We start from the raw sequence: 24,448 nt of genomic DNA, 5'->3' as shown, positions 1-24,448 counted from the left end.
TTAGAGTCGGTTTTCTACCTGCTCAAGGGGACGCTTTTTTGCTTATTTTCAAATCATGTAGATGAACGATCGTTACCGATAAAAATCAATGCAAACTATATTCTCCATAAAGTTCAATACGCTATTCATTTTAATTTAGGTCTAACAACTTATAGTGAATGCTAATCTTAAAGTTACTATACTTGCTTTCTACACATCCACCAATTCAATAACCTGTCAAACTTTAGGCTGCTTCAATCACTTTGTCCATTTGCGAGTTACCTTTTCTAGCTTTTCTATCCCATATATACCATGCATATATACTATTCAATAGCATACCTGTCCACATAGCAACCATCGTTACATTTCCTTGTAGAAACCATAGGTACACTGTGAATCCATTAACTAAGATCCATAACACCCATTGGCTGCTTAATCGCTTGATCATATGAATTTGAGCAAATACAGACATCGTAGTCGTAATGCTATCAACTGGTGGATTACTTCCACCCATGAATTCTAAAAACTTCGTAAAAACGATCCAGGTAACAACCATTCCTAAAATATTATACACCCATTGTAACCTCGTAATCTTGATCGACTCTACTTCCTCTGCTTTATCTGTCAATTCAGCTTTATTCCGATTGTTCTTCCAAGTATAGAAAACAACGAACTGACTTACTAGATAAAAAATATTTAACATTACTTCACCAGGTAAATTGGCTTGAATACTTAGGTAAAGATAGCCTGATACTTGAACAAATCCAAAATAAGCAGTACTGATTCTTCCTTTGGCAGCCATAATCACTGCTATAATACCGGCAAGACCTGTTATTACACCAATTGGATTATCCCTAGTTATAAAAAAGACTACAATCTGTAACAATATTAATGCTGGATAAAATATTTTTTGGGTTTTATCATACCCCATGAATAACTCATTTTTGATACTACTTAACATCATTCTTCCTCCACTATATTCATATCGATTACTCATTTTTGATTTTTATTACTCAAGTCTAATCTAACGTGACTCACTAAGAGCCGCAGTGTATCATGACCTGTTCATTTCAAATGACTAAAACTTTCAAAAATAGCATTGAAATTATCTATTTTAATTGATAAAAAATAGTGCTAGCGAATGCTCACCAACACTAAATATTATAGACCACGTTTTATTCAACCATCCACACGACCAGTTACTTTAATTTATCGTTTTCGTAAGTGTGCGTCAATTCCAAATTCGGAAATTTCTGTTGTCTAAGTGCTTCATATATTAAGATATTAGCTGTATTGGATAAATTTAGTGACCGAACATGTTCATCGTTCATAGGAATACGCAAGCAGTCATCTGCATAAGCCTGCATAAACGCTTCTGGTAAACCGGTTGTTTCTTTTCCAAATATAAAAAAATGATCCGTGGTCGTATCAGAGAAATCTTCATCAGCGTAAACTTTATTAGCAAATTTTGAAATCAGATAAAATTTCCCAGATTTTGCATAGTCAATAAAGGCTTCTAAATTATCATGATAAGTAATCTCTACTTCATTCCAATAATCTAATCCAGCCCTTTTTAATTGCTTATCGTCTGTACTGAATCCTAACGGTTTGATCAAATGTAAATGAGTATTTGTACCTGCGCAAGTTCTAGAGATGTTCCCTGTGTTTGCGGGAATTAATGGTTCATATAATACGATGTGATTTGGCATGTGAAACTCCTTTTTTAGTGATTAAATAGATTAGTTGATTTATAAATTGTCTTTCATTAAATAAATAGCATCTTTAAATTCTTGTATGGTTTCTGGATCAGTTTCTTTATCTAACGCTTCTTCTAAAAAGGCAATGATATCTTGGTTTGAATCTTTTTTTAAAATCATTGATATGGCCCAAGCAGCAGTACCTCTTATCATGGGACGAGGATCTTGTTCTACGACTTTGAGTAGTTCTGGAATAGCTGATCTATCACGATAATTAGCTAATGCAATAATCGCGTTACGTTGTAATGGTTTCTTACCTCTCCAAGAACCAGACATTTCTCCATAAGTCTCTTCGAATTCGCGATTAGATATCGTTAAAAGGGGCTTTAAAAGTGGCATTGTTTTTTCAGGATCTGGTTCCATTTCCTCATGAAAATGGGAATCAATACCTTTATTATAGGGACAGACGATCTGACAGATATCGCAACCATAAATAACGTGTCCCATACGTCGACGATACTCTTTAGGCATATAGCCTTTGGTTTGCGTTTGAAAAGATAAACATTTTTGTGCATTCATACGTCCGTCACCAAGTAAAGCACCTGTGGGACAGGCTGTGACACATCTAGTACAGTCTCCGCATCCGAATGCCACTTCTTCATCCGCATCAAACTCTAAATTGGTGATGATTTCACCTAAATATACATAAGAACCAAATTCTTCGGTTATAAGCAGACCATTTCTTCCAATGAATCCTAAACCGGCTCTTTGAGCAACTGCGACATCGACCAACTCGCCTGTATCAACCATTGGCTTAAACTTCGTTTCAGAACTCGTTTCTTCTTTGATATAGTCGATTAAACGATCCATGCGCTCTCTGAGGACATCATGATAGTCTGTACCCCATGAAGCTCTAGCAAACTCACCACGTCGCACACCTTTTTCTCTAGGCGGTTTTGTACCCATCTTAGAAGGATATGCCACAGCGATCGCAATGATAGATCTCGGCTCCGAAAAAATCTTTTCAGGATAGATTCTCTCTTCGATGACATCATGCTCAAATCCCGAAGTATGACCCTTTTCTTTTTGTTTATACAACTTCTCTTCTAAATCGTAGAAAGGCTCAGCATGTGTAAAACCGATTTTATCAATGCCAATTTCTTGCGCTTTTACTTTGATCTTTTCTTTCAGAGCTTGCGACATGGGTCAGCCCTCCTTACTCTTCTATGTAAACTACCGATATCGATTATAACCTATTTATTGAAAAACATAAATATCGTTTTCCCTATTTAATTGGACACAAAAAAACGTATCGCCTCGGTGTCAAGCACTGCGAAGCGATACGTTAATTAAGCCGTTGCTATTTCACATTTTTTTATCAGCTTCTGATGGGTTGACTGATAAAAACCAATGAATCAAATCAGCTTATGTTCCATATAATAACATTGGACCATAGTATATGCAAGGTTATGGCAGAATTAATCTCGAAATTAAGCTAAAGTTCAACAATATTGTGAACATTTTGTAAAAAAAGTTTACAAGTATTGAACATTTCTTTTTTAAGGTACAATCCTTGATTTTTCAACCCTTATTCCCTATCAAAATGTCCATATCGATTGATACTTCTTCCAACTGTATTTCTTCCAAGCTTTGCTTACTGTTCCAACTCAACGGTGTCATGTTCAGCAATGGTTGAACGATAGACGCTTTGACTTCATGCTTATATGAAACGCTCGTTCTAATAGCATTTGGATAGTGTTCGTAAAATTTTTCAATAACATCTTGATTCGAATAAGGTATCAAGTTTTTACCCGTAAGTTCTCTGATTTCAATCAAATAATTTTCTGAGGGAATAACTTTTATCACCTGTCCCCCTTTTTTTAATAAACGATCGAATTCACTGTAGTTAGATGGAGATAGAATATTAAAGATGGTGTCATATGATGCTGTAGCAAAAGGAGATTGCGCTAAATCCGCCACACTCCAGAAAACATCCGTATATAGTGCAGCGGCTAGTTGAATGGCATCCTTAGAAATGTCAAATCCTATACTAGTGCCTTTTAATCCTAACGCTTGTAGATGATGCAAGTGGGACCCTTCTCCACAACCTACATCAAGATGCACCCCTGACTGATTAGTGATGTACTTACTTACTTCTGCCAACATCGGATGCCATAGTTCATCTTGTGCAACGATTCTTCTGTATTTTAACATATCTGTATCATAGTCATTATGAGGCTGTTTTAATAGGAAATGTATAGAGCCCTTTTTTGATAAATCAAACGAATGGTTTGATTCACAAATAAATTGATTGTTGTTTACTTGAGTAAATCCTTTACCACAAACTGGGCATTGGAACAGCATTCGATTTGATTCGAGAAACTGCGCAGATTTTTCAATTTTTTTCATCTTAACCTCTTCTTTAACGCATTTATTATTTTAGATCAACAAGTCTTAATCTTCGTCATTAATCTATATTCATGATATAACGAAATTAGAAATTATGAAAGGATGATTTATATGCCATGGGATACACAGGACTATCCAGCAGCAATGAAAAATTTAGACAATGTGGTTCGTAAAAAAGCAATTGATATTGGAAATGCATTACTTGATAATGATTATCCTGAAGACAGAGCGATACCGATCGCCATTAGTCAAGCTGAGGATTGGTACGATAAATCTGATTCAGGCGAGATTGATTCCTTTAAGTATCAAAAGAAACCGACTAAGCATGATGCCCACGATAACAATACTAACAGTGATTTATTAGACAATGATGTGATTGTTTACTATGCCGATGATGAATGGAAAGTTGAAACCAAAGGTGCACAAAAGCCAGATTCAACCTATCATTCCAAGAAAGAAGCGATTGACAGAGCAAAAGCGATAGCTTCGAATAAAGAGTCGTCTGTAATCACTTATACCAAAGAAGGTAAAAGACAATAAAAAATAAGCGCTATGCTGTTTCCCAGCACTGCGCTTATTTTTTTAAGAGCGATTTAAGGGCATGCTCATACATCTTGGTCCGCCTCTACCTCTAGATAGTTCACTTGATGGAATTTCAAGAACTTTTACACCTTGTTCTCTCATCAGTTGGTTAGAAACGTAATTACGATTATAGGTAACTACCACTCCGGGCTCAATAGCTAGAGTATTAGATCCATCATTCCACTGTTCCCTAGGAGCAGCGATTGGATCTCCCCCTCCACAAGGTATCATCGCAATTTCAGGCAAATTCAATGTTTGTTTGAGCACTTCTGTTAAATCAGTATGATGTTTGACTCGAATATCGCCAGATTCTTTCCCAGGTTCGAGTACATAAACAGACATTTCACCATCCATTCCTTGGATACCAGGATGAATCGTGAACTTATCATAGTCGATCATCGTAAATACAGTATCTAAATGCATCATTGCTCTAACTCTAGGAATTTCAATCGCGATAACTTTTGTAAAGGTCGCGTGCTTATCAAAAAGGGTTTGTGCTAGTTCTTCGATAGCTTGACCAGAAGTTCTTTGAGAAATACCGATTGCCAATACGTCTTCACTCAACACCAAAACATCTCCACCTTCGATAGAAGTTGATACCGTTCGGTCTCTCCACACTTCTAGATTAGAGTGATTGAATAAAGGGTGATGTTTAACAATGATACTCATGAATAAAGATTCACGTTTTCTAGCTTGGTACGTCATATTATTGATGGATATACCGTTATCCAGTATATTTGCTGGGTCTCTTGTATAATACAAGTTTGGCATGGGTTGCATCAAAAATAAAGAGTTACTTTGATGATCTGCGAGCCAAGATAATGAACGCGCATGAATATCAAATTCATCATTACGAACACCTGACATAATTTTATCCACGAGTTCTTCAGATGAAAAAGTCATTAGATACTTCGTTAATTCAGTTTTTATATCCGGTACATTCAATCCCGATTCAGCAATGAAATCTTTGATCACATTTTCTTTGATCCCAGCGGCATCTATCGCCTCTGCTACAAGTTTTTCGAGATAAAGTACCTCTGTCCCATTATTACGTAAAACATCAGCAAAGGCATCGTGTTCTTCCTGGATAATTGGTAAATAAGGAATATCATCAAACAACAAGTCATGCATCGTGTTTGGTGTTAAATTCTCTACTTCTTTACCGGGTCGTTTTAATAATACAGCATTTAATTTGCTGATTTCGGATTTAACATCGAAAATCATACTCATTTTTTATCCTCCAGTTATCAGTAGTCGCAACCCTTATAATAAAGCCTTTAGACAAGAAAAACAATCAAATAGAACAATTGGTAAAAGATTCAATAAAAACTACTGAAAATGGATTTATATACATTCAAATGTAATTTTAAACAAAAAATAGTTCTTTCCGTTTTGTTTAATCAATTAAACATTGCGAAAAGAACTACTATTTATCGTTAAATTTTTACATCGGGAACTACAATCGGATCGTCTTCTAACGCATTATGCTCGGGTGGCGCAGCGACAGTTTCTGGTGTCACCTCATAAGCAACAGGTGGATTGTAAAACTCTCCATCAGTCAGTTTTTCATCTAACTTGATTTCTGCTTCTTCTATCATCTCATCTAGCTTAATAATCATTTTATTTTTTTGCTCAGTAGCTTTATCCTTAATATCTCCCTGAAGTTCTTCTCCAGATTTTTGGGCTAATAAATAAGCTGAAGCAGCACCTATTGCGCTTCCTAAAATGATTCCTAAACTAAAACTTCCTTTTGACATATTATTTTCCGCCTCCTAAAATTCTTCCCCGTATTTTTCTAGTGTTACAAGTTCAACACAAGTACATAGGGCTTCCAAAGCAACCTCCAGTTTATCTAATCCAATAAAACTTGGTGCTAGTCTTATACTATTATCTAGTGGATTGATTCCATACGGATAAGTTGCATTCGCTGGTGTTAATTGTATGCCAACTTGCTTCAATTTGTCCACTATTTCGGTTGCACAACCATTTGCAGTTGTCAGGTGAACAAAGTATCCACCTTTTGGTTCAGTCCATTGTAAAAATTTACCTCGCTCGCCTCCAAAGTATGCTTCTAGGATGGCTTGAATCCATTCAAATTTTGGACGTAAAAGGTCTGCATGTTGCGCCATTAACTGATGAATCGTTTCTTTATCTTTCAAAAAGTTTACGTGACGTTTCTGATTTAATTTATCAAAACTGATGATCTGCTTACTTAATTCTTCAGCTAATCTTAAGATATTTGTTTCGGAGGCACCTACTGCCGCAACACCTGCTCCAGGGAAAGTCATCTTAGAGGTTGAGACAAACATATAGGGCCTATCAGGTACACCAGCTTCTTTACAGGCTTCCAGTATATTTAAAACTTCTTCTTGTTCTTCATATAAATGATGAACGACATAAGCGTTATCCCACATAATGATGAAATCTTCAGCAGCTGTATGCATATCGGCCAGTCTTTCTACAACTTCATCTGAATAAGTTTCACCTGTTGGATTACTATACGTAGGAACGCAAAAGATTCCCTTGATTGATGAATCTTGAGAAACCAACTTCTCTACTGTTTCCATATCGGGGCCAGAACCTGTTAACTCAATTGGAATCATTTGGATACCTAAGCGTTCTAACATAGAGAAATGGCGGTCATAACCAGGACTTGGGCAAAGGAACTTAATCTCGCCTTCACTGTGCCAATTTGCCTTTCCAGTGTACATTTGCATGATGAGCACGCTATACATCATTTGTAAGCTTGCGTTTCCAGCAACCAGTGTCTCTTCTATCGTAGTACCAAGCAACGAGCCAAATAGTACACGGGCTTCTTGAATGCCTAAAAGACCTCCATAATTTCTTATGTCTTGCTCATCTTCACTCATCCAGTCTGTTTGTTCCATTGTATCTAAAAGTGATTTTGACAGTTCCAACTGTTTCGGAGAAGGAATTCCACGTGCAATCGTAATATCAAAAGGTCTACTCTCATAGGCCTTGTATTGTTCACGTACTTGTTCTAGTCGAGATGTATAGGGTTCGTCTTGCATGAAAATCCTCCTTAAATAGCAAAATAATACATTAAGTATAGCGTATAATCAACTATCATGTAAACGTTTTTGAAAGATAAAACTGAATGAAAAAAGGTAGAGTATATAATACTCTACCTTGCATTTATAAATATTCTTTTATTTTAGCAATACATAAATTGTGATCGTGCGTTCTAGCAGGACATTGATATCTACCGAAGAAAATCATTCTATGATGTGCAATGCTCCACAACTCTTCTGGCAGCTTTTCCATCAAACTATCTTCTACTTGTCTGACAGTTGCTTGCTGAGAACAAATATTGAATTTCTTACTAATTCTCTCTACATGTGTATCGACTGCGATGGCAGGTTTATCAAAAGCCACACTCATAACAACATTAGCCGTTTTTCTGCCGACACCAGGTAAACTTTCTAATTCTTTATGTGTGGAAGGAACAACCCCATCAAAGCGTTCAATCAATTCCCGAGAACAATTTTTAATAAATTTAGACTTATTACGGTACAAACCAATGGTTTTGATTTTTTCCATAATATCTTCAAGCGGCGCTTCCATCATCAACTCTGGTGTTGGATATGCTTCGAATAAAGCAGGGGTTACTTTATTGACTGCAACATCAGTCGTTTGAGCACTCATGATAACAGAAATCAACAATTCAAATGAATTGCGGTGGATAAGCTCAGCCTTAGCATTTGGAAATAATTTCCCCATGGCTTCTATTAATTTGGTAGTCTCTTTGCTATTCAATAACACTTCTTGTTCAGCCATGGTCCACTCCTCTTTAAAACAATTAGATAGTATTAGTCTTTAAATTCTTTTAACCAATCATACATAGGCACTGGTTTAGATGAACGACTTTCTTCACGATTAGTTTGACTAGCATTATGCTGAGCGTTGCGATGGGTTTGTGTTTCTTTAAGAACTTGATCTTTACTTTTAATATTTTTCTTTTCCCAACTCAATAGTATACGGTCAATATATTTTAAACTATACACTTGGCTTAAAACGGCTTCTCTTAAAGCCATTTGGATTAATTCAGGTTCATAATGATCGTCATCGATCCACATATTCAACGTCTGGATCTCAATAGGAGACAAGGGTCTGCCAAATTCTTGTTCAAATAAACTGTACAAATCTTTTGAAGAAAGTTCAGCCTTTTCTTGTGTCTCACGTTCATCTTCTTGTTTCATAGATAACATAATTTTTTCCCATAAGAGATCAAAAGATAGTTCATCTTGGCTTTTTCCATCATCATCAGTAAGTGTATTAATGGATAATACCCCTTTATTGATTAAAGCGTGAATTTGTTTAAAGGCTTCTTCTCTAGTCATTTGCATTCGTTCCGCGATTAAAGATACATCTGGAAAATGCTCACCTATATCGACGAAAGATTTCAATTGAATCAAGAAGAGCAATTGATCATTGTTTAATCCGATTTTTTTGTAATTCTCGAGTAAAAGGGTAGAAATCGAAACATTTTTTGACTTTAACCACTTTTTCATTAATGCTTCATTCACTGCTTACACCCTTTCGATGCTTATTACGGGTAAATTCTGTTCAATAGACGTGGGAATGGGATTGATTCTCTGATATGTTCCGTTCCAGATAACCAAGTGATTACACGTTCAAGTCCCAACCCAAATCCTGAATGAGGTACACTACCATATTTACGTAAGTCCAAATACCACTCATAATCTTTGATCGCTAAATGATGTTTTTCAAGCTCTGCTTCTAGCGCTTCAAAATCATCCTCACGCTGGCTTCCTCCAATGATCTCGCCATACCCTTCTGGCGCAATCATATCAGCACATAAAACGATATCTTCACGTTCAGGATGTGGTTTCATATAAAATGGTTTAATGGCTTTAGGATAGTTTAATATAAATACTGGCTGATCATATTGATTGGCAATAAAGGTTTCTTCAGGTGATCCGAAATCTTCTCCCCAAGTCGTATCGAATTCATTTTTTTGAAGTAGTTCAACTGCTTCATCATAAGAAATACGAGGATAAGGTAAGGCCGTGTATTTCTTCAATAATTCCTTATCTCGATCTAACACATCTAGTGCCATGTCACAGTGATCTAACACATTTTGAACAAGGTAAGCAACGTATTGCTCTTGAATTTCTAATGATTGGTCTTGATTCATGAAAGCCATCTCAGGTTCAATCATCCAAAACTCGATCAAGTGACGACGTGTTTTAGATTTTTCAGCTCTAAATGTCGGTCCAAATGAGAATACTTTACCGAGTGCCATTGCGGCAGCTTCCATATACAGCTGACCACTTTGAGATAAGTAGGCATCATATTCGAAATATTGAGTATGGAATAACTCTGTAGAATCTTCTGCAGCACTACCTGTTAGAATTGGTGGATCTACTTTTAGAAAACCTTCTTTATTGAAAAACTCATATGTCGCTCTAATCACTTCGTTACGAATTTGCATAATGGCATGTTGCTTGGATGAACGTAACCATAAGTGACGATGATCCATTAAAAATTCAGTACCATGTTCTTTAGGTGTAATCGGGTAATCTTTAGATTCTCCAATCACCTCAATATCAGTCACATGAATTTCATAACCGAATTTTGAACGGGTGTCTTCTTGAATCGTACCCGTGATCCATACAGAGGATTCTTGTGTTAAGTTTTTTGCTTGATCGAAAATAGATTCTTCAACTTCGCTTTTAACAACAACACCTTGGAAATATGCTGAGCCATCTCTCAATTGCAAGAAAGCGATTTTTCCGCTGGAACGTTTATTTGCGACCCAAGCACCAATTTTAACTGTTTCACCGACATGTTTTGCCGCTTCAATGATTCTAATGTTTTTCAATGTACAATCTCCTTATCCTCAAAAACAATTTTTAATTAAATATTATCAATCGTGCGAATCCATTCTCCGTCTTCTAATGAAAGAATGTAATATCCTAAACGACCATTTTGATTACGATAACTAACTTCCCATACTGGTCTATCATCATCAATGCCGATTCGAGCTTCCAAGATTTTTTTCGGTTGTCTTGCTTCTCGAGTCATTTGAACAGCCTGTTGTTTAGATAAAGTATCTGCTTCATTCAAACTAATTATTTCTTCAGTTTCCTGATTTTTTATAACAATTAGTCTTTCATTTTGTTCGGTTTCACCTACTACAGTGAAATAAGTTTCTGAATCATTGTACCAATAAAATTCGCTAGCAGTGACAATGTCCGAATGATCAATTGCGAATGCAATCGCCTGTTCTTCAGTATCGTTGTATGTTGCAACCGAACGTCTGTATATGACAACTGATCCGACAATCAATACAATGAGAAATACAGAGAGCCCTATAAAAAATTTTTTCACAGCAATGTCCTCACAGTCTAGATTTTCAACTCTTTTAGTATAGCAAATTAAAGGATAGAAATAAATATCCGCCTTAACATTATCATCTCTTATTACTCTTTTTCTATAAAGGAACGTACTTCATCAGAAATCTCGTCCCAGTTTATTTCTTCAATTTGCAACTCATCCGGTAAAGATTGCCTCATTGCCTTGGCGTAACTCGAATGGACAAATCGATGATCGAGAATAACAAAAACACCTTTATCGTTTTCAGACCGGATCAATCGACCAAAACCTTGCTTGAGCCTCATCACTGCTCTAGGGAGCATATCATGAATAAAAGCATTTTGATTTTGATCTGCTATTTTTTTTAATCGCAATTTCACACTAGGTTGGTCAGGAGAATCAAAAGGTAACTTGGTGACGATCACAATCTTAAGGGCGTCACCTGGCAAGTCTACTCCCTCCCAAAACGTATCTGCTCCTAAGAGTAAGGCATTCTTGCTTTTTTTGAATTGTTTGATCAATTTGGCTTTTGTACCCGATAGATTCTGCGCAAGAATCAACTTTTTATCAAGTCCTTTTCTTTTCTGTAGGCCACGATAAACCTTTTGTAGCGTATCGTTACTTCTAAAAAGAATCAGTGCATTCTCGGATGTATCTTTGACGATTTTTTCTATTGATTCAATCATATATTGAACATACTCTTCTTTTGTAAAGTCGGTATAAGCAGAAGAATGATCCGGAACAAATACTTTCACTTGCTCTTTGTATTGATAGGGTGTTGTTAGGGAAACGTACTCTAATTCTTGCGCCCCTATTTGGTTTTTGAAAAAGTCACTCGATCCATCATATGACAATGAACTACTCGTAAAAACCGTGTGCGTATATTGCTGTAATTTCTCTTGTAGTATATCTTGCGTAAAGTAACTAGCACGTTTAAACGTTAAACTGAGCTGTGGATTTTTTGAAAAATAACTTACCCATGAGTAGTCAGCTTGTTCGTTTTGATTGAAAACAGCTTTCAATGTCTGGGCGTCACTAGTAATATCTTGAAGAATATCTTTAAACACAGTTAAATTGAATCTTTCATTAACAGAAAGTTGTTCATGCGCTAAATCGGTTTTTTGAATAATATGATTGCCTACATAAACAATTTCGTAAATTAACGTTGTCAATTCCTTTAATTGTTTTTTCAATGATAAATTTAGTTTAGCTAAAGAGACTTCAATTTCATGCCATTTCAAAACGCTAGGATCAGTATTCATTTCAATACCAAGTTTATTTATCCACTGTTCAATAAAATCCGCCCATTCGGATTCAAACAATTGTCTGTTAGATTCAATAGCATTCAGTTGATAAGGACGAATCAATTCTTTGTTGACCAATTGATTCAACGTCGACAGAATAGAATCAGTTCTTTCTAAGTTACCTATTTTCTTTAACTGTTTTGAAAAAGTTGATGACGAGATAGAAACGGTCGCTGCTTGCTGAATAACATCAGGAAAAAAGTGCGCTTCGTCTACTATAAGCTTCTTCACATTTCTAAATAAAGGCACTTCTTTTTTCCAGTCTTGCACTAGAAAAGCATGATTTGTCACAATAATTGCTGCGGCTTCTAATTGTTTTTCAGCTCGCAAATAAAAATCAAAGGATAACCATTTTTCTAAAAAGTGACTCGATAGTTGTGAACTCCCCGTACGAATATTCGTCCAAAATTCATGACTACTATTTCCCCCAGCACCCATTTCATCGATATCACCTGTTTCTGTTTCAGTTAACCAGACAAGCACTCTCATGCTAAAAAGCGACTCGATATCATCTGTATCGATATGACTTAATTTATAATCAAAGTTAGCTAGTGATAAGTAGTTTTGTTTACCTTTGACAGATGCAACACTTAATTCAAATGGTACGAGCTGTTCAAGATAACTGAGCGTTTCTTCCATCATTTGTCGCTGCAATACAGTTGTTTTAGTACTAATTAATATCGGCTCTTCATTCGTCGCTTCAAAACAAGCAGGTAAAAGATAACCTAGTGATTTACCTGAACCTGGTGGCGCTTCTATAGCCAATCCAGCATTAGGGGCAGCTTTTTTAAAATACTGATAAACCTGATTCATCATTTCTTCTTGCGCTTCTCTTTTTAAATAGGAGGCGTCTAATAAATCTACTTTATCATCAGAAGACAATGGATAGTGCTTATCCATACGATACTGTGTCGCTTTGCGTGTGGCGGAGGGGTCTTTAATAGCTACGCCATCTAAGATGATTAAATCCTCACGTAAATCAACTGGATTAGCTTTCATCTCTTCTAGCACATGTCCAAAAAATAAGTTAGTTTCTGCTATACAATAATTTGATAGTTCAGCTAATTTTTCAATGGTCGTTAAGGGTAGCGTGCGCAACTTTTGGTTCATTTCATTCATCAGGAAAACGGTCGCTTCAGCATCAAATAAAGCATTATGCGGTCGATTTAAATCGTATCCTAACCAATCGACGATTTCCTGTAAAGCATAGCTACTAGCTGTCGGAAAAATGACTTGCGCTAACTGAACGGTATCCATCGCTGGAATTGTCAATTCAGGTAAGCCAATGTTACGAAATTCTTCATTTAAAAATTGGAAATCAAATCCAACGTTGTGTGCAACGAAAATGGTCTGTTCGAGCATAGCATGTAATAAGGGCGCAATATCTTCGAAATAAGGTGCTGTTTTTAATTCTTTCGGATGAATACCTGTTAATTCTTGAATGCGTTGAGGAACCGTTTTTGATGGGTTAACAAACGTATCGAATTTCTCGAGTATTTCACCATTTTTAACAAGTACACATGCAAACTGAATCATTTTATCTTTACCGATACTGCCACCAGTTGATTCAATATCTACTACTGCATATATCTGATCTGTTTTCATCATTGCCTCCTTTCCGAAAGTAAATAAATTTACACTATCACTGTTTGGGTACGAATGATTGTTTTAATAACCAATCGACAATGTCTTTTTTATTATTATTGAGTGAACCAGACAAAACAGCCTCTTCAACTGCATTAAGTGCATCTCCTAGCCATTGTCCAGCTTTACTTTCTGTCAGTCGAAGCAAATCTTTTCCTGTTACTGCTAAGTCTTGTTTAGAATAGATGGGCATCAAATCATACGTTTCTTTAATTTTTTCTTTATCTGATCTTCTCCCAATCATTTGCAAAAGATTTTCTGATTCTAATGCGAGATCTAACCCAAGATGATAAATATAGGGTCTACTTACAGGATGATCAAGTCTAAATCGAACAGAAGAAATCAAGGCTGTTACTTGCTGGATTTGTTTGTTTGACAATTTCCATTTTTTCATAAATTGTTTGATTTCTTGGTCAGTGGATTCAGAAAATAGTAAGTAAAGAGACCATAGTTGTCGTTCGTTTTCGATGATTGTTTTTAGTTCTGCCAGTTGCTTTAAAGGCTTCTCTTGCAGTGACGGACAAAACTGGTAAAGATTTGATTCAATGAAATAAGGTAACCCCTTATTTTTGTATAGACCCAAACACATTTTGATGAATTCTACTTGAATACGTTCCACAGCAACATGCTTTAAAAGATGAGCATTATGAGAGAGCGCCTGATGGGTATTAGATTCTATCTCAAAACCCAGCTGTGCTGCAAAGCGAGTAGCTCTCATCATTCGTAAAGCATCTTCGCCAAACCGTTCATCTGCTTTACCTACAGCGCGAATCGTCTGTTTTTCTAAATCGGTTATGCCTTGAAAAAGATCAGTAACGTTCCCATTACTATCCATTGCGAGTGCATTAATTGTAAAATCTCTACGCTTTAAATCCTCTGAAAGAGAGCGCACAAATGTTACCGAATCTGGACGTCGATAGTCCTGGTAGGTAGATTCGGTTCTGAAAGTTGTAATCTCATAAGTTAGATCATTCCATAATACCATTACAGTACCATGATCAATCCCGACATCGATCGTTTTATTGAATAATGCTTTAATTTCATTTGGAAAAGCACTAGTAGCGATATCGACATCATTAACAGTCTTTCCTAGTAAAGCATCTCGGACACTTCCTCCTACGAAATATGCCTCGTAACCTGCTTGCGTTAATTTAGTTAATACGGGTAGTGCTTCTAGAAAAACGGCACTCAATGGTAAGGATTTCCTCATAGTTTAACGGCCTTCATCAGCGTAAACTGCTTAGCCATTCTCTCCTTTTTGAACACGACCATATCGATTATTCTTCAACTCTTTCGAAGCGATGATGGTCTCTAGTGTTAAATTTATTCATAGTAAGCTCAAAAGACTCAGAAAGATCTATCTCAAGTGAATTAGCTAGTGAAATCAAAACGAATAATACATCCCCTAGTTCTTCTTCGATTTTTTTCTCTTCTTCAGTGGTCTTTTTAGGCTTTTCACCATGCGTATGACTGATTTCCCTCGCCAACTCTCCGACTTCTTCAGTCAGTCTTGCTAATTGACCTAAAGGTGAAAAATATCCTGATTTGAACTGCCTAATATATGTATCAACTATTTTTTGCATTTCTTTTGTATCTGTCATATGATCCAACCTCTCCATCAAAATAAAAAAGAGTACGACCAACTCATTGATCATTGAAATCGTACTCCACCATTTTATTTAACCACTAGTAATGCATTTCACTACTCATATGATCCTCAATTTCTTTGAGTTCTTTTGTTAATGCTAAAAATGCTTCTTTTTCATCGTTTTCAAGTGCTCGGTCTATTTCTCTAATCAGTTCATTTCTTTTCTCACTTAACTGAAAGTAATCAATGGCATCATTGACTTCAACATTCATTTCGTCAGAAATCGTGTCATTCCAACTTGCAAACGGATTATCCTCAAGAACCGCTAAATATTCCGCTGACATCCATGAATCGGAAAATAGTAGTTCAATATAAAGATCAGTATGCCAGTTGAGTCTAACCTCGTGAAATGCTTGCTCTGGATTGTCGAATGAATGACCGTCTTTGTAAAATTTGAAAGCTTCTTGTTCTGATCCAACTGCTGCCATTTTTATCCCTCTAGGGGTTTTTTCAGCATGTTCTACAAACTTCGCCTTGTTCAAAACAATATCATGATTGAGTAAATAGTTTAAAATCCACATAGACTCCCTACGCTTCATTTGGTATCTCTGTAAATACCACTTCAAAAAGTTCTTCTTATCTTTCAATTGCACTCGATTATTCAATTTGACTTCCCTCCTTGTAGATCAGACGCATTAAATAGTCAAGGAATGCTTATCTACAGTATAACAAAAATCATTCTAAATCAGACTGTTCATTGTTTAAGATTTCTTGAATTTCCAAATCATTACTCTCTAATTCAAGGTATTGTCTTCCGATATTTCGAGATTCAGTCATTTTTCCTTCTTCTCTTAAGAAAAAGAAGTATTGTTTCATGAATGTAGCGTTCGTATCAAAGTATGGATAAGCTTTCTCAAAAGCTCTGCTTGCAGCTTCGAACTCTTCAAGTGCGTCTTGCGCTGTAGCTAGGTTCCAGTAAAATTGAGGATCTGCATCCAATTCAGTCAAAGCTTTTTGTATCCATTCAACCGTTTCCTCATACCGTTCCTGATGGTTCAAGAAGTTTGTATATTGCAAAGAGATAGATTCATTTTCCGGATCTAGAGCCATTGCAGCTTTATAATAAGCTTCAGCTTTTTCACTATCATTTCGTTTGATCTCTATTTCTGCACCAATCAAATAGAGTTGATAATTCGTTTTATCTTGCAGTAAGCCTTCATTAACAACTTCCGCAGCTTTCTCGATTTGATTCTCTTCCTCAAGTCCTTTAGCTAGATAAGGATAGACCGAAGTATAAGAATGATCCATCTCTTTTACTTTATTGAAAGACTCATTCGAACGCTGGAATTCTTTTATTTGGAAATAAGTGAATCCTAATTGGAAAAGCGTATCGATCTGGTCATCTACTTCTACCGCTTCTTCAAGATAGCCAATCGCATTTTCCCAATCTCCTAAGGCACTATAGGCGCTTCCTAAACGTGTAACAAGGTGAATACCTGCAACAGTGTCTTCACCATCTGTCAACAACTGCTCATATTCTCTAATAGCTTGAGCATACTTACCCATTGTAAAGTGTAACTCAGCTAAAGCAAACAAAATGACCGGTTCGTTCGGTAGGATTTGTTGTGCTTCAAGCAGCTTCTGCTCGGAGACTTCTGGTAGATCCAAAACTTGATAATAATCGGCAGAAACTAACAATGCTTGTGGGTATACTTCACTGTTTTTATCTACGGCTTGTAGCCATTCTATTGCTTCTAATTCATTACCTTCTTCGATGGCGATTTCAGCTAGATTCACTTTAATCTCATCATCGTTCGACTGATCAAGTAAATGATGTAAAACACGTTTTGTTTCTTCTAGAAAGCCAAGTTGATACAAAGAATCCGCTAATTGATAAAGATCATCAATTTTATCGTTTTGGATTGCTTGTTCAAGATACTGGTTGGCTTCTTTCAATTGTTCGTTTTGTAAAGCATCAATCATTTTCTGAGAATAAGACATGCTTTCTCCTCCTGATGCCATCATTGGCACTAATTTTTCTTGTAAAAACACTCTTCCTATCTTATCATACCTCATGCCATTCGTCATGCCCTCTTCGGTTCTACATAATAAAAAACGCCTAAAAATATAGGCGTTTAAATTAACTTGTTTAAATCAGATAATCGTGAAAATAAAGAGTAGACTATAGACCTTTTGAAGCCACTTTTTAGTTGTCCGAAATAGAAGGCTCTAAAATAAGGACAAATAGATAGCCAACAATTTGTTTCCACAAAAGAGAACGGTTAGAGCGGCTGCTCCAATATAGGGGCCAAAAGCTACTTTTGTTTTTCGATTCACTTTCTTTGTTGCCAGTAATAGACCATTGATCAGTGCGCCATATAGGGTGGATAAGAAAAATAGGAGCAAAAATAATGACCAACCAAAAACAAAACCAAATAAAGTGAAGTACTTCAAATCACCTATTCCCATACCGCCTTTTGAAAAAATAATAATGACCAGTACCAGAAAAAATGCTACTACCGCACCGATGACGGATGTTCTCCATGATGTTATATTCATGAAATGATTATACACAATAAGTAGGATAAGGAAAAAAAATAAAACCTTGTTTGGAATCTTTTGATAAACGATATCAGATATTGTGACAATGATGATCAATGAAATGATAATCAAACAAAAAACTGTCATTGTTGTCCAACCATATAAACTATAGGCCGTAACGAATAAGAAACCTGTAAGTAGTTCTATTATTGGGTAAAGGGATGAAATACGATTTCCACAGCTTCTACATGTCCCTTTTTGAAAGAGGAATGAAACAACTGGTATCAACTCAATCCAGCCTAATTTTTGCTTACAAATATAACAATGTGAGTGCTTAGTAAGTAAAAATGTCTTATTTGGCACCCGTAACCCAACAACATTATAAAAAGAGCCAAATACTAAACCATAAACAAAAAATAAAAAAATTGTAACCATGTGCATTATATAGAGCTCCTCAATAGAAAAGATTCTACTACATCTTTTATCGGGCTGTATAATTCGTGAAAGTTAACACATAACGTATTTCTTCTGAGTACTTCCCTCTTTAGTAACAGTTATCATTACTTTATCACTAAAGAAGAAATCATTCTCTTTATAATTTAAATAACCAGCTTTTTTAAGTTCTGCAACACTAACACCTTCCGACCCAATATTATTTTCAATGTCATATAATCTTGCAGCATCAATCATGAGCATTTCTTCAGCTCTATAAGATTTTTTCTTTGCATCTTTTTCCTTATTTTGAACAAAAAAAGCAAAAATCAGGATAATAAAGCCTAAAATAAAAGGCGTGATGGCTATTTTTAAGAATGTTAGGCGTTCTTCTTTTATACTAATTTTTTTCATTCGCTTTCTCAATCTAATTTTCCCTCCTAACTGTATTAATATATAAGGCTTCGTGTACTCATATAAAGTCATACAACACAATCAGTATGATATATAAGCTTTTACGCCTCTTTCTAACAAAATAGTTAGATACTCTTATTAACTAGTAGACGGTGTATTTTCTGATTATTTTTTTAAAAATTTTTAAATATTACTTTTTAGATTCTTACTTTCTCCTTCATATAAGGATGCAACCCGATTTCTTCCTTTTTGTTTAGAACCGATGTACATCGCCCTATCCGCTAGTGTTATTAAATCTTTAATTGACTCGCACTCATCTGGATAGGATGCAATACCAATACTAGCAGTCATATTGACTTGGACTAATTCTCGATTTGAGAGGTAATTATGTGTGTTAAATTCAGTCTCTTCAATTTTTCCACGTATTTCCTCGGCTAAAGCCAATGTTTCACTAGTTGTTTTTCTAGGAAGGAAAAAAATAAATTCTTCTCCTCCATATCTAGCTAATCGTTCTTCTTGGTAAACAAAGGTACTTAACAAAATGGATACTTGTTTTAATAACTCATTACCAGCTTGATGACCATAAGTATCATTCACATTTTTGAAATGATCAAGATCAATAATAATTATTGAAAATCTTTCGTTAACATGCTCTGTGTGAAATTGATTCAGTTCACTTTCAAAAGCTCTGAGATTTGTCAGGCCCGTCAAATGATCTGTATGACTATTTACTTGTAATTTTTCAAAATTATAAGCATTTTCAAGTGCAATATTGAAGTAATTATGAAGAACGGTCATCAATGGCAGCAAATCGGTATTTTTGTAAGCATTACGTTTAGAGTCTGTCATCATAATGAATCCAACAATTTTCTTCCCTCTTCTAAGCGGTAATACAAGTACGCTTTCTACCGTATAATTCATCTCAAAGTCCAATTTCCACTCTTTTGAGGAGTTGTAACAGACAACTTTATTGCTTAACCATGATTCTTCAATGACACTCGGGCATAAAAGATACGTAGGTTCTATAAGCTCCAACGAATTAGTAGCTTTCTGGTACTCATATAATTTGACCAATTGTAGATCTTTGGTTGTTTCATAATAACTGATTGTCTGAGCAGAAAAAATTTCAGACCAAGATTTCAAGTACTTTTCAATTATTTGTTGCTGCGAATATTCTCCGGTGAGTTCCATAGCCAGTCTATTAATTCTTAAAAGAAGATTATTTTGAGATTTACTAATGAAGTAAAATTTAAATACAATAGACAAGGTAACTAAGGGTAAAGAGGCAATCAGAATTCCTGCAAATGTGTAATTGTCTCTCAGGTAATTCAACATAACGGCAATAGGTGTAGCGTAGAAGATTGATAATATGGAAAAAGATAATTCGAAATCAAATAACTTAGTGCGTGGAATTTTGTACCAAAATTTCTCTAACATATATATTAATATTCGATTCATAAACAACGAGAACAACAAATAGAGCGTTAAGGACAATAAATTAAATCTAAGGTTAAAGGCTGTTGGCACGAAAGGATCTATCGCGAAGTAAAACAAGCCAGAAGTTATTGAAACAATTTGAAATATTAAAAGATTTATAGGCACTCTGAACAGATCTTGTTTTGTAATGCCTATTTTTATCATGACCACTAGAATAGAGATAGAACTTAATATCATCTCAGCAAAAATACCATAAGACATAAACATAGCCATCGCAACAGCACTAATCATGAAGATCGTTGTACCTCTTATATTTATAGGAAAAAAAGAGACGACCATACCTAAGATAATATATAAGTAAAAAGAAAATTCGGTAAGAAAGGATACAGGAAATGATAAGGAAGAAATGACAAATATTGTTGGATAGATTAGTAAAAAAATTATCCAAGTAATTATTTGCTTGTTTTTCGATAACATTTGTAGACCTTCTCTCTTGTTATAAGAATTTATTAGCGGATAAGCCATCTTAATAATTCTAACTTTATTAAATTATGATGTCAATAAAATAAATTTATATTTATAAAAACCGTTAAAATCGTACTAATATACATCTTTTATACATCAACACTACTACTGTAACATTAAGTAGAAATTAAGTTAAACTGTTTATCTAGTTTCAATTCTTATTAATGTAATTGAAACTGAGCCATTGACCTCCACTTAAAATAAATTAAGCTCAAGAAAAAAGCTCTTTTAACATTCGAAGTAAATAACACCACCTCGAGACTGTTAAAAGAGCGATAGGATTAACTAATTTTTGTCGGAATGTCTTCTGGATTTAACGGTTTACTAAATAGATAACCTTGTCCAAAAGAACATTCATTTTCTTTCAGAAAATCTGCTTGATCCTTCGATTCAATACCTTCAGCTACTATATGGAAACTTAAACTTTTCCCCATTTGAATCATTGTTTTGACAAGTGAAGCTGTATTAACTGTAGTCATAATACCATCAATAAATGACTTATCAATTTTAACAATATCGATAAATACATTATTCAACACACTTAAAGAGGAATACCCTGTACCAAAATCATCAATCGCTACTTTAACGCCTAATTCGTGTAGTTCTCGTATGACTTTATTTGAGTGTTCCACATCTTGCATCACACTTTCAGTGATTTCCACCACTAAATATTTTGGATCAAGATCATGATGAATCAAGGTCTGTTTCACTCTCTCAACAAAAAATGGGTCTTCGTATTGTAGAGCTGAAACATTTACAGCAATTTCAATATAAATACCTTCTTTATGCCAAACCTTATTTTGTCTAATCGCTTCAAATACGACCCAGTAACCAATTTCGCTGATCATGCCTGACTCTTCAGCGATAGGGATAAATTCACTAGGCGGAACAGTTCCCAACATGGGATGGTTCCATCTAATCAAGGCTTCTGTTCCATAAGCTTTACCTGTACTAAGATTAACCTTAGGTTGGTAGACAAGATAGAGCTCGTTTCTAGCTAAAGCCTCTTTCAATCCAAATTCAATTCTTCTTTTTCTTTCAATCAATGCTGCATCATCAGTCATAAATATATGATAATTTTTTTTGCCATTTTCTTTTACTTTATACATAGCAATTTCAGCTTGTTGATAGAGCGCTAATACATCTTGAGCAGTTTCTGGATAACGACTGATTCCCATACTGATAGATAGATAGAAAGCTTGACCTTCGATTAAAATCGGTTTTTTAAACATATTAATAATTTTCTCAGATAAAAATTTTGTTTCTTTCTCCGATGCATTCTCTAGCAATAAAATGAATTCATCTTCACTCTCTCGGGCTATGAATGTTTCCGCACCTAAAATACTTTTCAGCTTATCTGCTACTGTGATTAAAACTTGATCTCCTAATTCTCTTCCATGGAGCTCATTAATTATTTTAAAACGATCAATATCTAATAAGATGATAGACATTTCAGAATCTGTTCCCAAATTGGTCTTTTTTTCTTCAAATACCTTATAAAATAATTTCCTATTAGGTAACTCGGTTAAGTGATCATAATAACTAGCTTCTTTAAGGCGTTTTTCCTCAATTTTTCTATTTGTTATATCAACTGCTGTTCCAATGTACTTCTTGATTTCTCCCTTTTCGTTATAAATAATATTAACAAATGTTTCTAACCATTTTACTTCTTTGTTACCATCATAAACTCTAACGGCATAAGGGGTACCTACCTTATCTTCCAATTGTTCGATATAGTTTATAAACTTAGGCAGATCTTCAGGGTGTACGCTATTTTTCCAATTTTCTAGTAATCCTGGATAGGCCGCTTTATCTAAACAAAGCACTGTACAAACGTTTATAGAAGCCAATAAATTTTGCTTGTTCTTATCGATTTCCCAAACAAATGCAAGATCATTATTGAATACTTTTTGAAAATCAGTTTTTTCCTTCGTTAAACTGATTATTTCTAGTTTTTTTTCATTCAGCTTACCTCTATAATGCCACAGTAAAGTTACTAAAAAAACCCCTATGAATATAAGCCAGCTGAAGTAAATCACTTCGCTAGATAGCTGATCCGTCATTTTATTGATTAATACCATCATCATACTTCATACTCCTCTATAACTCTTTGTCTGACAAAAAGCATACTTACTCAGTTAACTATTTCAAAGAGGTAAATCCTATTAGAATTAGTGTTTTCAACTATGTACTTCAATTAAAACAGCAAGAATTCATCAAAATAAAAATAAGCTTTCTTATCTGTCTACTCATCATTAAAATTTTAAAAATGACCATTTATCATTGATCGTTTGTGAATATCTTTCCCAGCTAAATATTTTATGTAAATAAAGATAAATAACAACACATGTAGCTATAATAAACTCGTAAACAACCAACTGGTATATGTTTTGAATAAATGATCATAACTGATTTCAACTTATTAAAGCTGCATAATAGTACAAATAGACTTGTTTAAATTCTATGATAAGGCTCTTACACTTAATACTATCGGTCAAGTAGCTAAGATCATTAATAGTCTTAGTTATTATTCTTATATTTTGGAGATATTGCTTTTGTAAAGAAACAGTATACTAGTTTTTTTGGTTCTATAATATTTGGTGTTGGTGAGAATTCGCCAACACTATTTTTATGTAAAATGAAACAAGCGAGATTCTCTGATAGACTATAGTTACCACACCAAATCTATAGGAGGAATCTCGCTTGCTTGAATCTAATGATATCAAAAAATTGCTTCATATCCAAGATGAATCGATCACATTGACTCAGATCGATCGTCAAACCCTAAAAGGAACTTTAACCAATATTGTCAGTGGGACAATCACTTATACACCAGGCTATTGTCCTAAGTGCGGTGTTAAAAACGCCGATTATAACATTATTAAGTACGGAACCAAGCTAACTAAAATGGTCTGGAATAAGGTGGCTGGGTATCCAACGCGCCTTTATCTAAAGAAACAACGTTTCTATTGTAAGTCTTGTACACAGACCTTCTCTGCTCATTCCTCAGAAGTCGAAGAACATTGTTTTATTTCTAAGAAAGTAAAGCAACACATCGGCTTTCAATCAAGAGAAGATCTTTCTATGAAGTATATAGCAGAAGAACATACGGTATCACCTTCCACCGTTAAGCGAGTGATTAGCACATTCGCCCAAGTCTATTACCCTGACTTCCAATCTTTACCGCCTTGTTTGCTTTTCGATGAATTCAAATCAGTCAAAAATGTGAAAGGTTCGATGAGCTTCATTTACGCCGATGGCGATACACATGAGGTGATCGATATCCTTCCTGATAGAAGAAAAGCTTATCTCAAACTTCACTTTCAAAAGTATCCGCTAAAAGTGAGAGAGCAGGTAAAACTCATCGTGATTGATATGAACGCAGCTTATGAGTACTTTATAAGAGAGCTTTTTCCAAATGCAAAAATCATTATTGATCGCTTTCACATCACCCAGTTGATTAATCGATCTTTAAATAGAATCAGAGTAAAAATCATGAAACAATACAACCATTCTAGCTATCCGTCTAAAGGAAT

At 35.1% G+C, this 24,448-nt stretch carries 22 protein-coding genes; 2 read left to right on the top strand and 20 right to left on the bottom strand.

The window, feature by feature from the left end; translation table 11 throughout:
* Positions 1 to 223: 223 nt before the first annotated feature.
* The 4 genes from pnuC to J5J05_RS07745 form a co-directional block, all read right to left on the bottom strand.
* The gene (gene pnuC / locus J5J05_RS07760) at positions 224 to 940 is read right to left on the bottom strand and encodes a nicotinamide riboside transporter PnuC (RefSeq protein ID WP_208560120.1); all 717 of its coding nucleotides are present in this window, start codon (positions 938 to 940) and stop codon (positions 224 to 226) included.
* Positions 941 to 1,178: 238 nt separating this feature from the next.
* A complete protein-coding gene (gene trmL / locus J5J05_RS07755) occupies positions 1,179 to 1,688 on the bottom strand; it encodes a tRNA (uridine(34)/cytosine(34)/5-carboxymethylaminomethyluridine(34)-2'-O)-methyltransferase TrmL (protein ID WP_208560119.1) in 510 nt (169 codons plus the stop codon).
* Positions 1,689 to 1,727: 39 nt separating this feature from the next.
* The gene (gene queG / locus J5J05_RS07750; protein ID WP_208560118.1) at positions 1,728 to 2,879 is read right to left on the bottom strand and encodes a tRNA epoxyqueuosine(34) reductase QueG; all 1,152 of its coding nucleotides are present in this window, start codon (positions 2,877 to 2,879) and stop codon (positions 1,728 to 1,730) included.
* Positions 2,880 to 3,257: 378 nt separating this feature from the next.
* Positions 3,258 to 4,085, bottom strand: coding sequence for a methyltransferase domain-containing protein (locus tag J5J05_RS07745; protein WP_208560117.1), 828 nt, complete (start codon positions 4,083 to 4,085; stop codon positions 3,258 to 3,260).
* 111 nt (positions 4,086 to 4,196) lie between these two features.
* Here J5J05_RS07745 and J5J05_RS07740 point away from each other — a divergent pair, with 111 nt between their 5' ends.
* Positions 4,197 to 4,625, top strand: a complete 429-nt coding sequence (locus tag J5J05_RS07740; protein ID WP_208560116.1) for a DUF2188 domain-containing protein — start codon at positions 4,197 to 4,199, stop codon at positions 4,623 to 4,625.
* Positions 4,626 to 4,667: 42 nt separating this feature from the next.
* Here J5J05_RS07740 and arcA read toward each other — a convergent pair whose 3' ends face one another.
* From arcA to J5J05_RS07660, 16 genes are all read right to left on the bottom strand, one after another.
* Positions 4,668 to 5,897: an arginine deiminase gene (arcA, locus tag J5J05_RS07735; protein WP_208560115.1), complete on the bottom strand. Its 1,230-nt coding sequence runs from the start codon at positions 5,895 to 5,897 to the stop codon at positions 4,668 to 4,670.
* A 206-nt stretch (positions 5,898 to 6,103) separates the two neighbouring features.
* A complete protein-coding gene (locus tag J5J05_RS07730; RefSeq protein ID WP_208560114.1) occupies positions 6,104 to 6,424 on the bottom strand; it encodes a YtxH domain-containing protein in 321 nt (106 codons plus the stop codon).
* 15 nt (positions 6,425 to 6,439) lie between these two features.
* Positions 6,440 to 7,699 carry an aspartate aminotransferase type Ic gene (locus tag J5J05_RS07725; RefSeq protein WP_208560113.1) on the bottom strand — a complete coding sequence of 420 codons (1,260 nt, stop codon included), beginning with the start codon at positions 7,697 to 7,699 and terminating at the stop codon, positions 6,440 to 6,442.
* Positions 7,700 to 7,823: 124 nt separating this feature from the next.
* Positions 7,824 to 8,465, bottom strand: a complete 642-nt coding sequence (nth, locus tag J5J05_RS07720; RefSeq protein ID WP_208560112.1) for an endonuclease III — start codon at positions 8,463 to 8,465, stop codon at positions 7,824 to 7,826.
* 32 nt (positions 8,466 to 8,497) lie between these two features.
* A complete protein-coding gene (locus J5J05_RS07715) occupies positions 8,498 to 9,214 on the bottom strand; it encodes a DnaD domain protein (protein WP_208560111.1) in 717 nt (238 codons plus the stop codon).
* A 23-nt stretch (positions 9,215 to 9,237) separates the two neighbouring features.
* On the bottom strand, positions 9,238 to 10,533 hold the full coding sequence (gene asnS, locus J5J05_RS07710) for an asparagine--tRNA ligase (RefSeq protein ID WP_208560110.1): 1,296 nt from the start codon (positions 10,531 to 10,533) through the stop codon (positions 9,238 to 9,240).
* Between the two features lie 35 nt (positions 10,534 to 10,568).
* Positions 10,569 to 11,042, bottom strand: coding sequence for a cell wall elongation regulator TseB-like domain-containing protein (locus J5J05_RS07705; protein ID WP_208560109.1), 474 nt, complete (start codon positions 11,040 to 11,042; stop codon positions 10,569 to 10,571).
* 92 nt (positions 11,043 to 11,134) lie between these two features.
* Positions 11,135 to 13,936: a helicase C-terminal domain-containing protein gene (locus J5J05_RS07700; protein WP_208560108.1), complete on the bottom strand. Its 2,802-nt coding sequence runs from the start codon at positions 13,934 to 13,936 to the stop codon at positions 11,135 to 11,137.
* Between the two features lie 37 nt (positions 13,937 to 13,973).
* On the bottom strand, positions 13,974 to 15,185 hold the full coding sequence (locus J5J05_RS07695) for a CCA tRNA nucleotidyltransferase (protein WP_208560107.1): 1,212 nt from the start codon (positions 15,183 to 15,185) through the stop codon (positions 13,974 to 13,976).
* A 67-nt stretch (positions 15,186 to 15,252) separates the two neighbouring features.
* Complete coding sequence (locus J5J05_RS07690) at positions 15,253 to 15,576, bottom strand: nucleotide pyrophosphohydrolase (protein WP_208560106.1); 324 nt, start codon at positions 15,574 to 15,576, stop codon at positions 15,253 to 15,255.
* An 85-nt stretch (positions 15,577 to 15,661) separates the two neighbouring features.
* Positions 15,662 to 16,228, bottom strand: a complete 567-nt coding sequence (locus tag J5J05_RS07685; RefSeq protein WP_208560105.1) for a ReoY family proteolytic degradation factor — start codon at positions 16,226 to 16,228, stop codon at positions 15,662 to 15,664.
* Positions 16,229 to 16,298: 70 nt separating this feature from the next.
* Positions 16,299 to 17,564: a tetratricopeptide repeat protein gene (locus J5J05_RS07680; protein ID WP_208560104.1), complete on the bottom strand. Its 1,266-nt coding sequence runs from the start codon at positions 17,562 to 17,564 to the stop codon at positions 16,299 to 16,301.
* 228 nt (positions 17,565 to 17,792) lie between these two features.
* Positions 17,793 to 18,545: a prepilin peptidase gene (locus tag J5J05_RS07675; protein ID WP_208560103.1), complete on the bottom strand. Its 753-nt coding sequence runs from the start codon at positions 18,543 to 18,545 to the stop codon at positions 17,793 to 17,795.
* Between the two features lie 66 nt (positions 18,546 to 18,611).
* A complete protein-coding gene (locus J5J05_RS07670; protein ID WP_208560102.1) occupies positions 18,612 to 18,962 on the bottom strand; it encodes a hypothetical protein in 351 nt (116 codons plus the stop codon).
* 171 nt (positions 18,963 to 19,133) lie between these two features.
* Positions 19,134 to 20,678: a sensor domain-containing diguanylate cyclase gene (locus J5J05_RS07665; protein WP_208560101.1), complete on the bottom strand. Its 1,545-nt coding sequence runs from the start codon at positions 20,676 to 20,678 to the stop codon at positions 19,134 to 19,136.
* Positions 20,679 to 21,193: 515 nt separating this feature from the next.
* On the bottom strand, positions 21,194 to 22,999 hold the full coding sequence (locus tag J5J05_RS07660; protein WP_208560100.1) for a bifunctional diguanylate cyclase/phosphodiesterase: 1,806 nt from the start codon (positions 22,997 to 22,999) through the stop codon (positions 21,194 to 21,196).
* A 616-nt stretch (positions 23,000 to 23,615) separates the two neighbouring features.
* On the opposite strand from J5J05_RS07660, the gene J5J05_RS07655 reads away from it, so the two are divergent.
* A partial coding sequence (locus tag J5J05_RS07655; RefSeq protein ID WP_208559039.1) for an ISL3 family transposase occupies positions 23,616 to 24,448 on the top strand: 833 nt, incomplete at its 3' end.

It is taken from the genome of Marinilactibacillus kalidii (assembly GCF_017599325.1).
Lineage (GTDB): Bacteria > Bacillota > Bacilli > Lactobacillales > Carnobacteriaceae_A > Marinilactibacillus > Marinilactibacillus kalidii.
Note: the sequence above shows the minus strand (reverse complement) of the source record. Positions and strands in the feature narration are given on the sequence as shown.

What these genes read in the sequence shown, in the direction of transcription:
- J5J05_RS07725 (WP_208560113.1), bottom strand. Translation starts at nt 7,699, where the DNA reads ATGCAAGACGAACCCTATACATCTCGACTAGAACAAGTACGTGAACAA.
- arcA (WP_208560115.1), bottom strand. Translation starts at nt 5,897, where the DNA reads ATGAGTATGATTTTCGATGTTAAATCCGAAATCAGCAAATTAAATGCT.
- J5J05_RS07665 (WP_208560101.1), bottom strand. Translation starts at nt 20,678, where the DNA reads ATGATTAGTGCTGTTGCGATGGCTATGTTTATGTCTTATGGTATTTTT.
- trmL (WP_208560119.1), bottom strand. Translation starts at nt 1,688, where the DNA reads ATGCCAAATCACATCGTATTATATGAACCATTAATTCCCGCAAACACA.
- J5J05_RS07740 (WP_208560116.1), top strand. Translation starts at nt 4,197, where the DNA reads ATGCCATGGGATACACAGGACTATCCAGCAGCAATGAAAAATTTAGAC.
- J5J05_RS07675 (WP_208560103.1), bottom strand. Translation starts at nt 18,545, where the DNA reads ATGCACATGGTTACAATTTTTTTATTTTTTGTTTATGGTTTAGTATTT.
- pnuC (WP_208560120.1), bottom strand. Translation starts at nt 940, where the DNA reads ATGTTAAGTAGTATCAAAAATGAGTTATTCATGGGGTATGATAAAACC.
- J5J05_RS07660 (WP_208560100.1), bottom strand. Translation starts at nt 22,999, where the DNA reads ATGATGATGGTATTAATCAATAAAATGACGGATCAGCTATCTAGCGAA.
- J5J05_RS07700 (WP_208560108.1), bottom strand. Translation starts at nt 13,936, where the DNA reads ATGAAAACAGATCAGATATATGCAGTAGTAGATATTGAATCAACTGGT.
- nth (WP_208560112.1), bottom strand. Translation starts at nt 8,465, where the DNA reads ATGGCTGAACAAGAAGTGTTATTGAATAGCAAAGAGACTACCAAATTA.
- J5J05_RS07690 (WP_208560106.1), bottom strand. Translation starts at nt 15,576, where the DNA reads ATGACAGATACAAAAGAAATGCAAAAAATAGTTGATACATATATTAGG.
- J5J05_RS07745 (WP_208560117.1), bottom strand. Translation starts at nt 4,085, where the DNA reads ATGAAAAAAATTGAAAAATCTGCGCAGTTTCTCGAATCAAATCGAATG.
- J5J05_RS07695 (WP_208560107.1), bottom strand. Translation starts at nt 15,185, where the DNA reads ATGAGGAAATCCTTACCATTGAGTGCCGTTTTTCTAGAAGCACTACCC.
- queG (WP_208560118.1), bottom strand. Translation starts at nt 2,879, where the DNA reads ATGTCGCAAGCTCTGAAAGAAAAGATCAAAGTAAAAGCGCAAGAAATT.
- J5J05_RS07730 (WP_208560114.1), bottom strand. Translation starts at nt 6,424, where the DNA reads ATGTCAAAAGGAAGTTTTAGTTTAGGAATCATTTTAGGAAGCGCAATA.
- J5J05_RS07680 (WP_208560104.1), bottom strand. Translation starts at nt 17,564, where the DNA reads ATGTCTTATTCTCAGAAAATGATTGATGCTTTACAAAACGAACAATTG.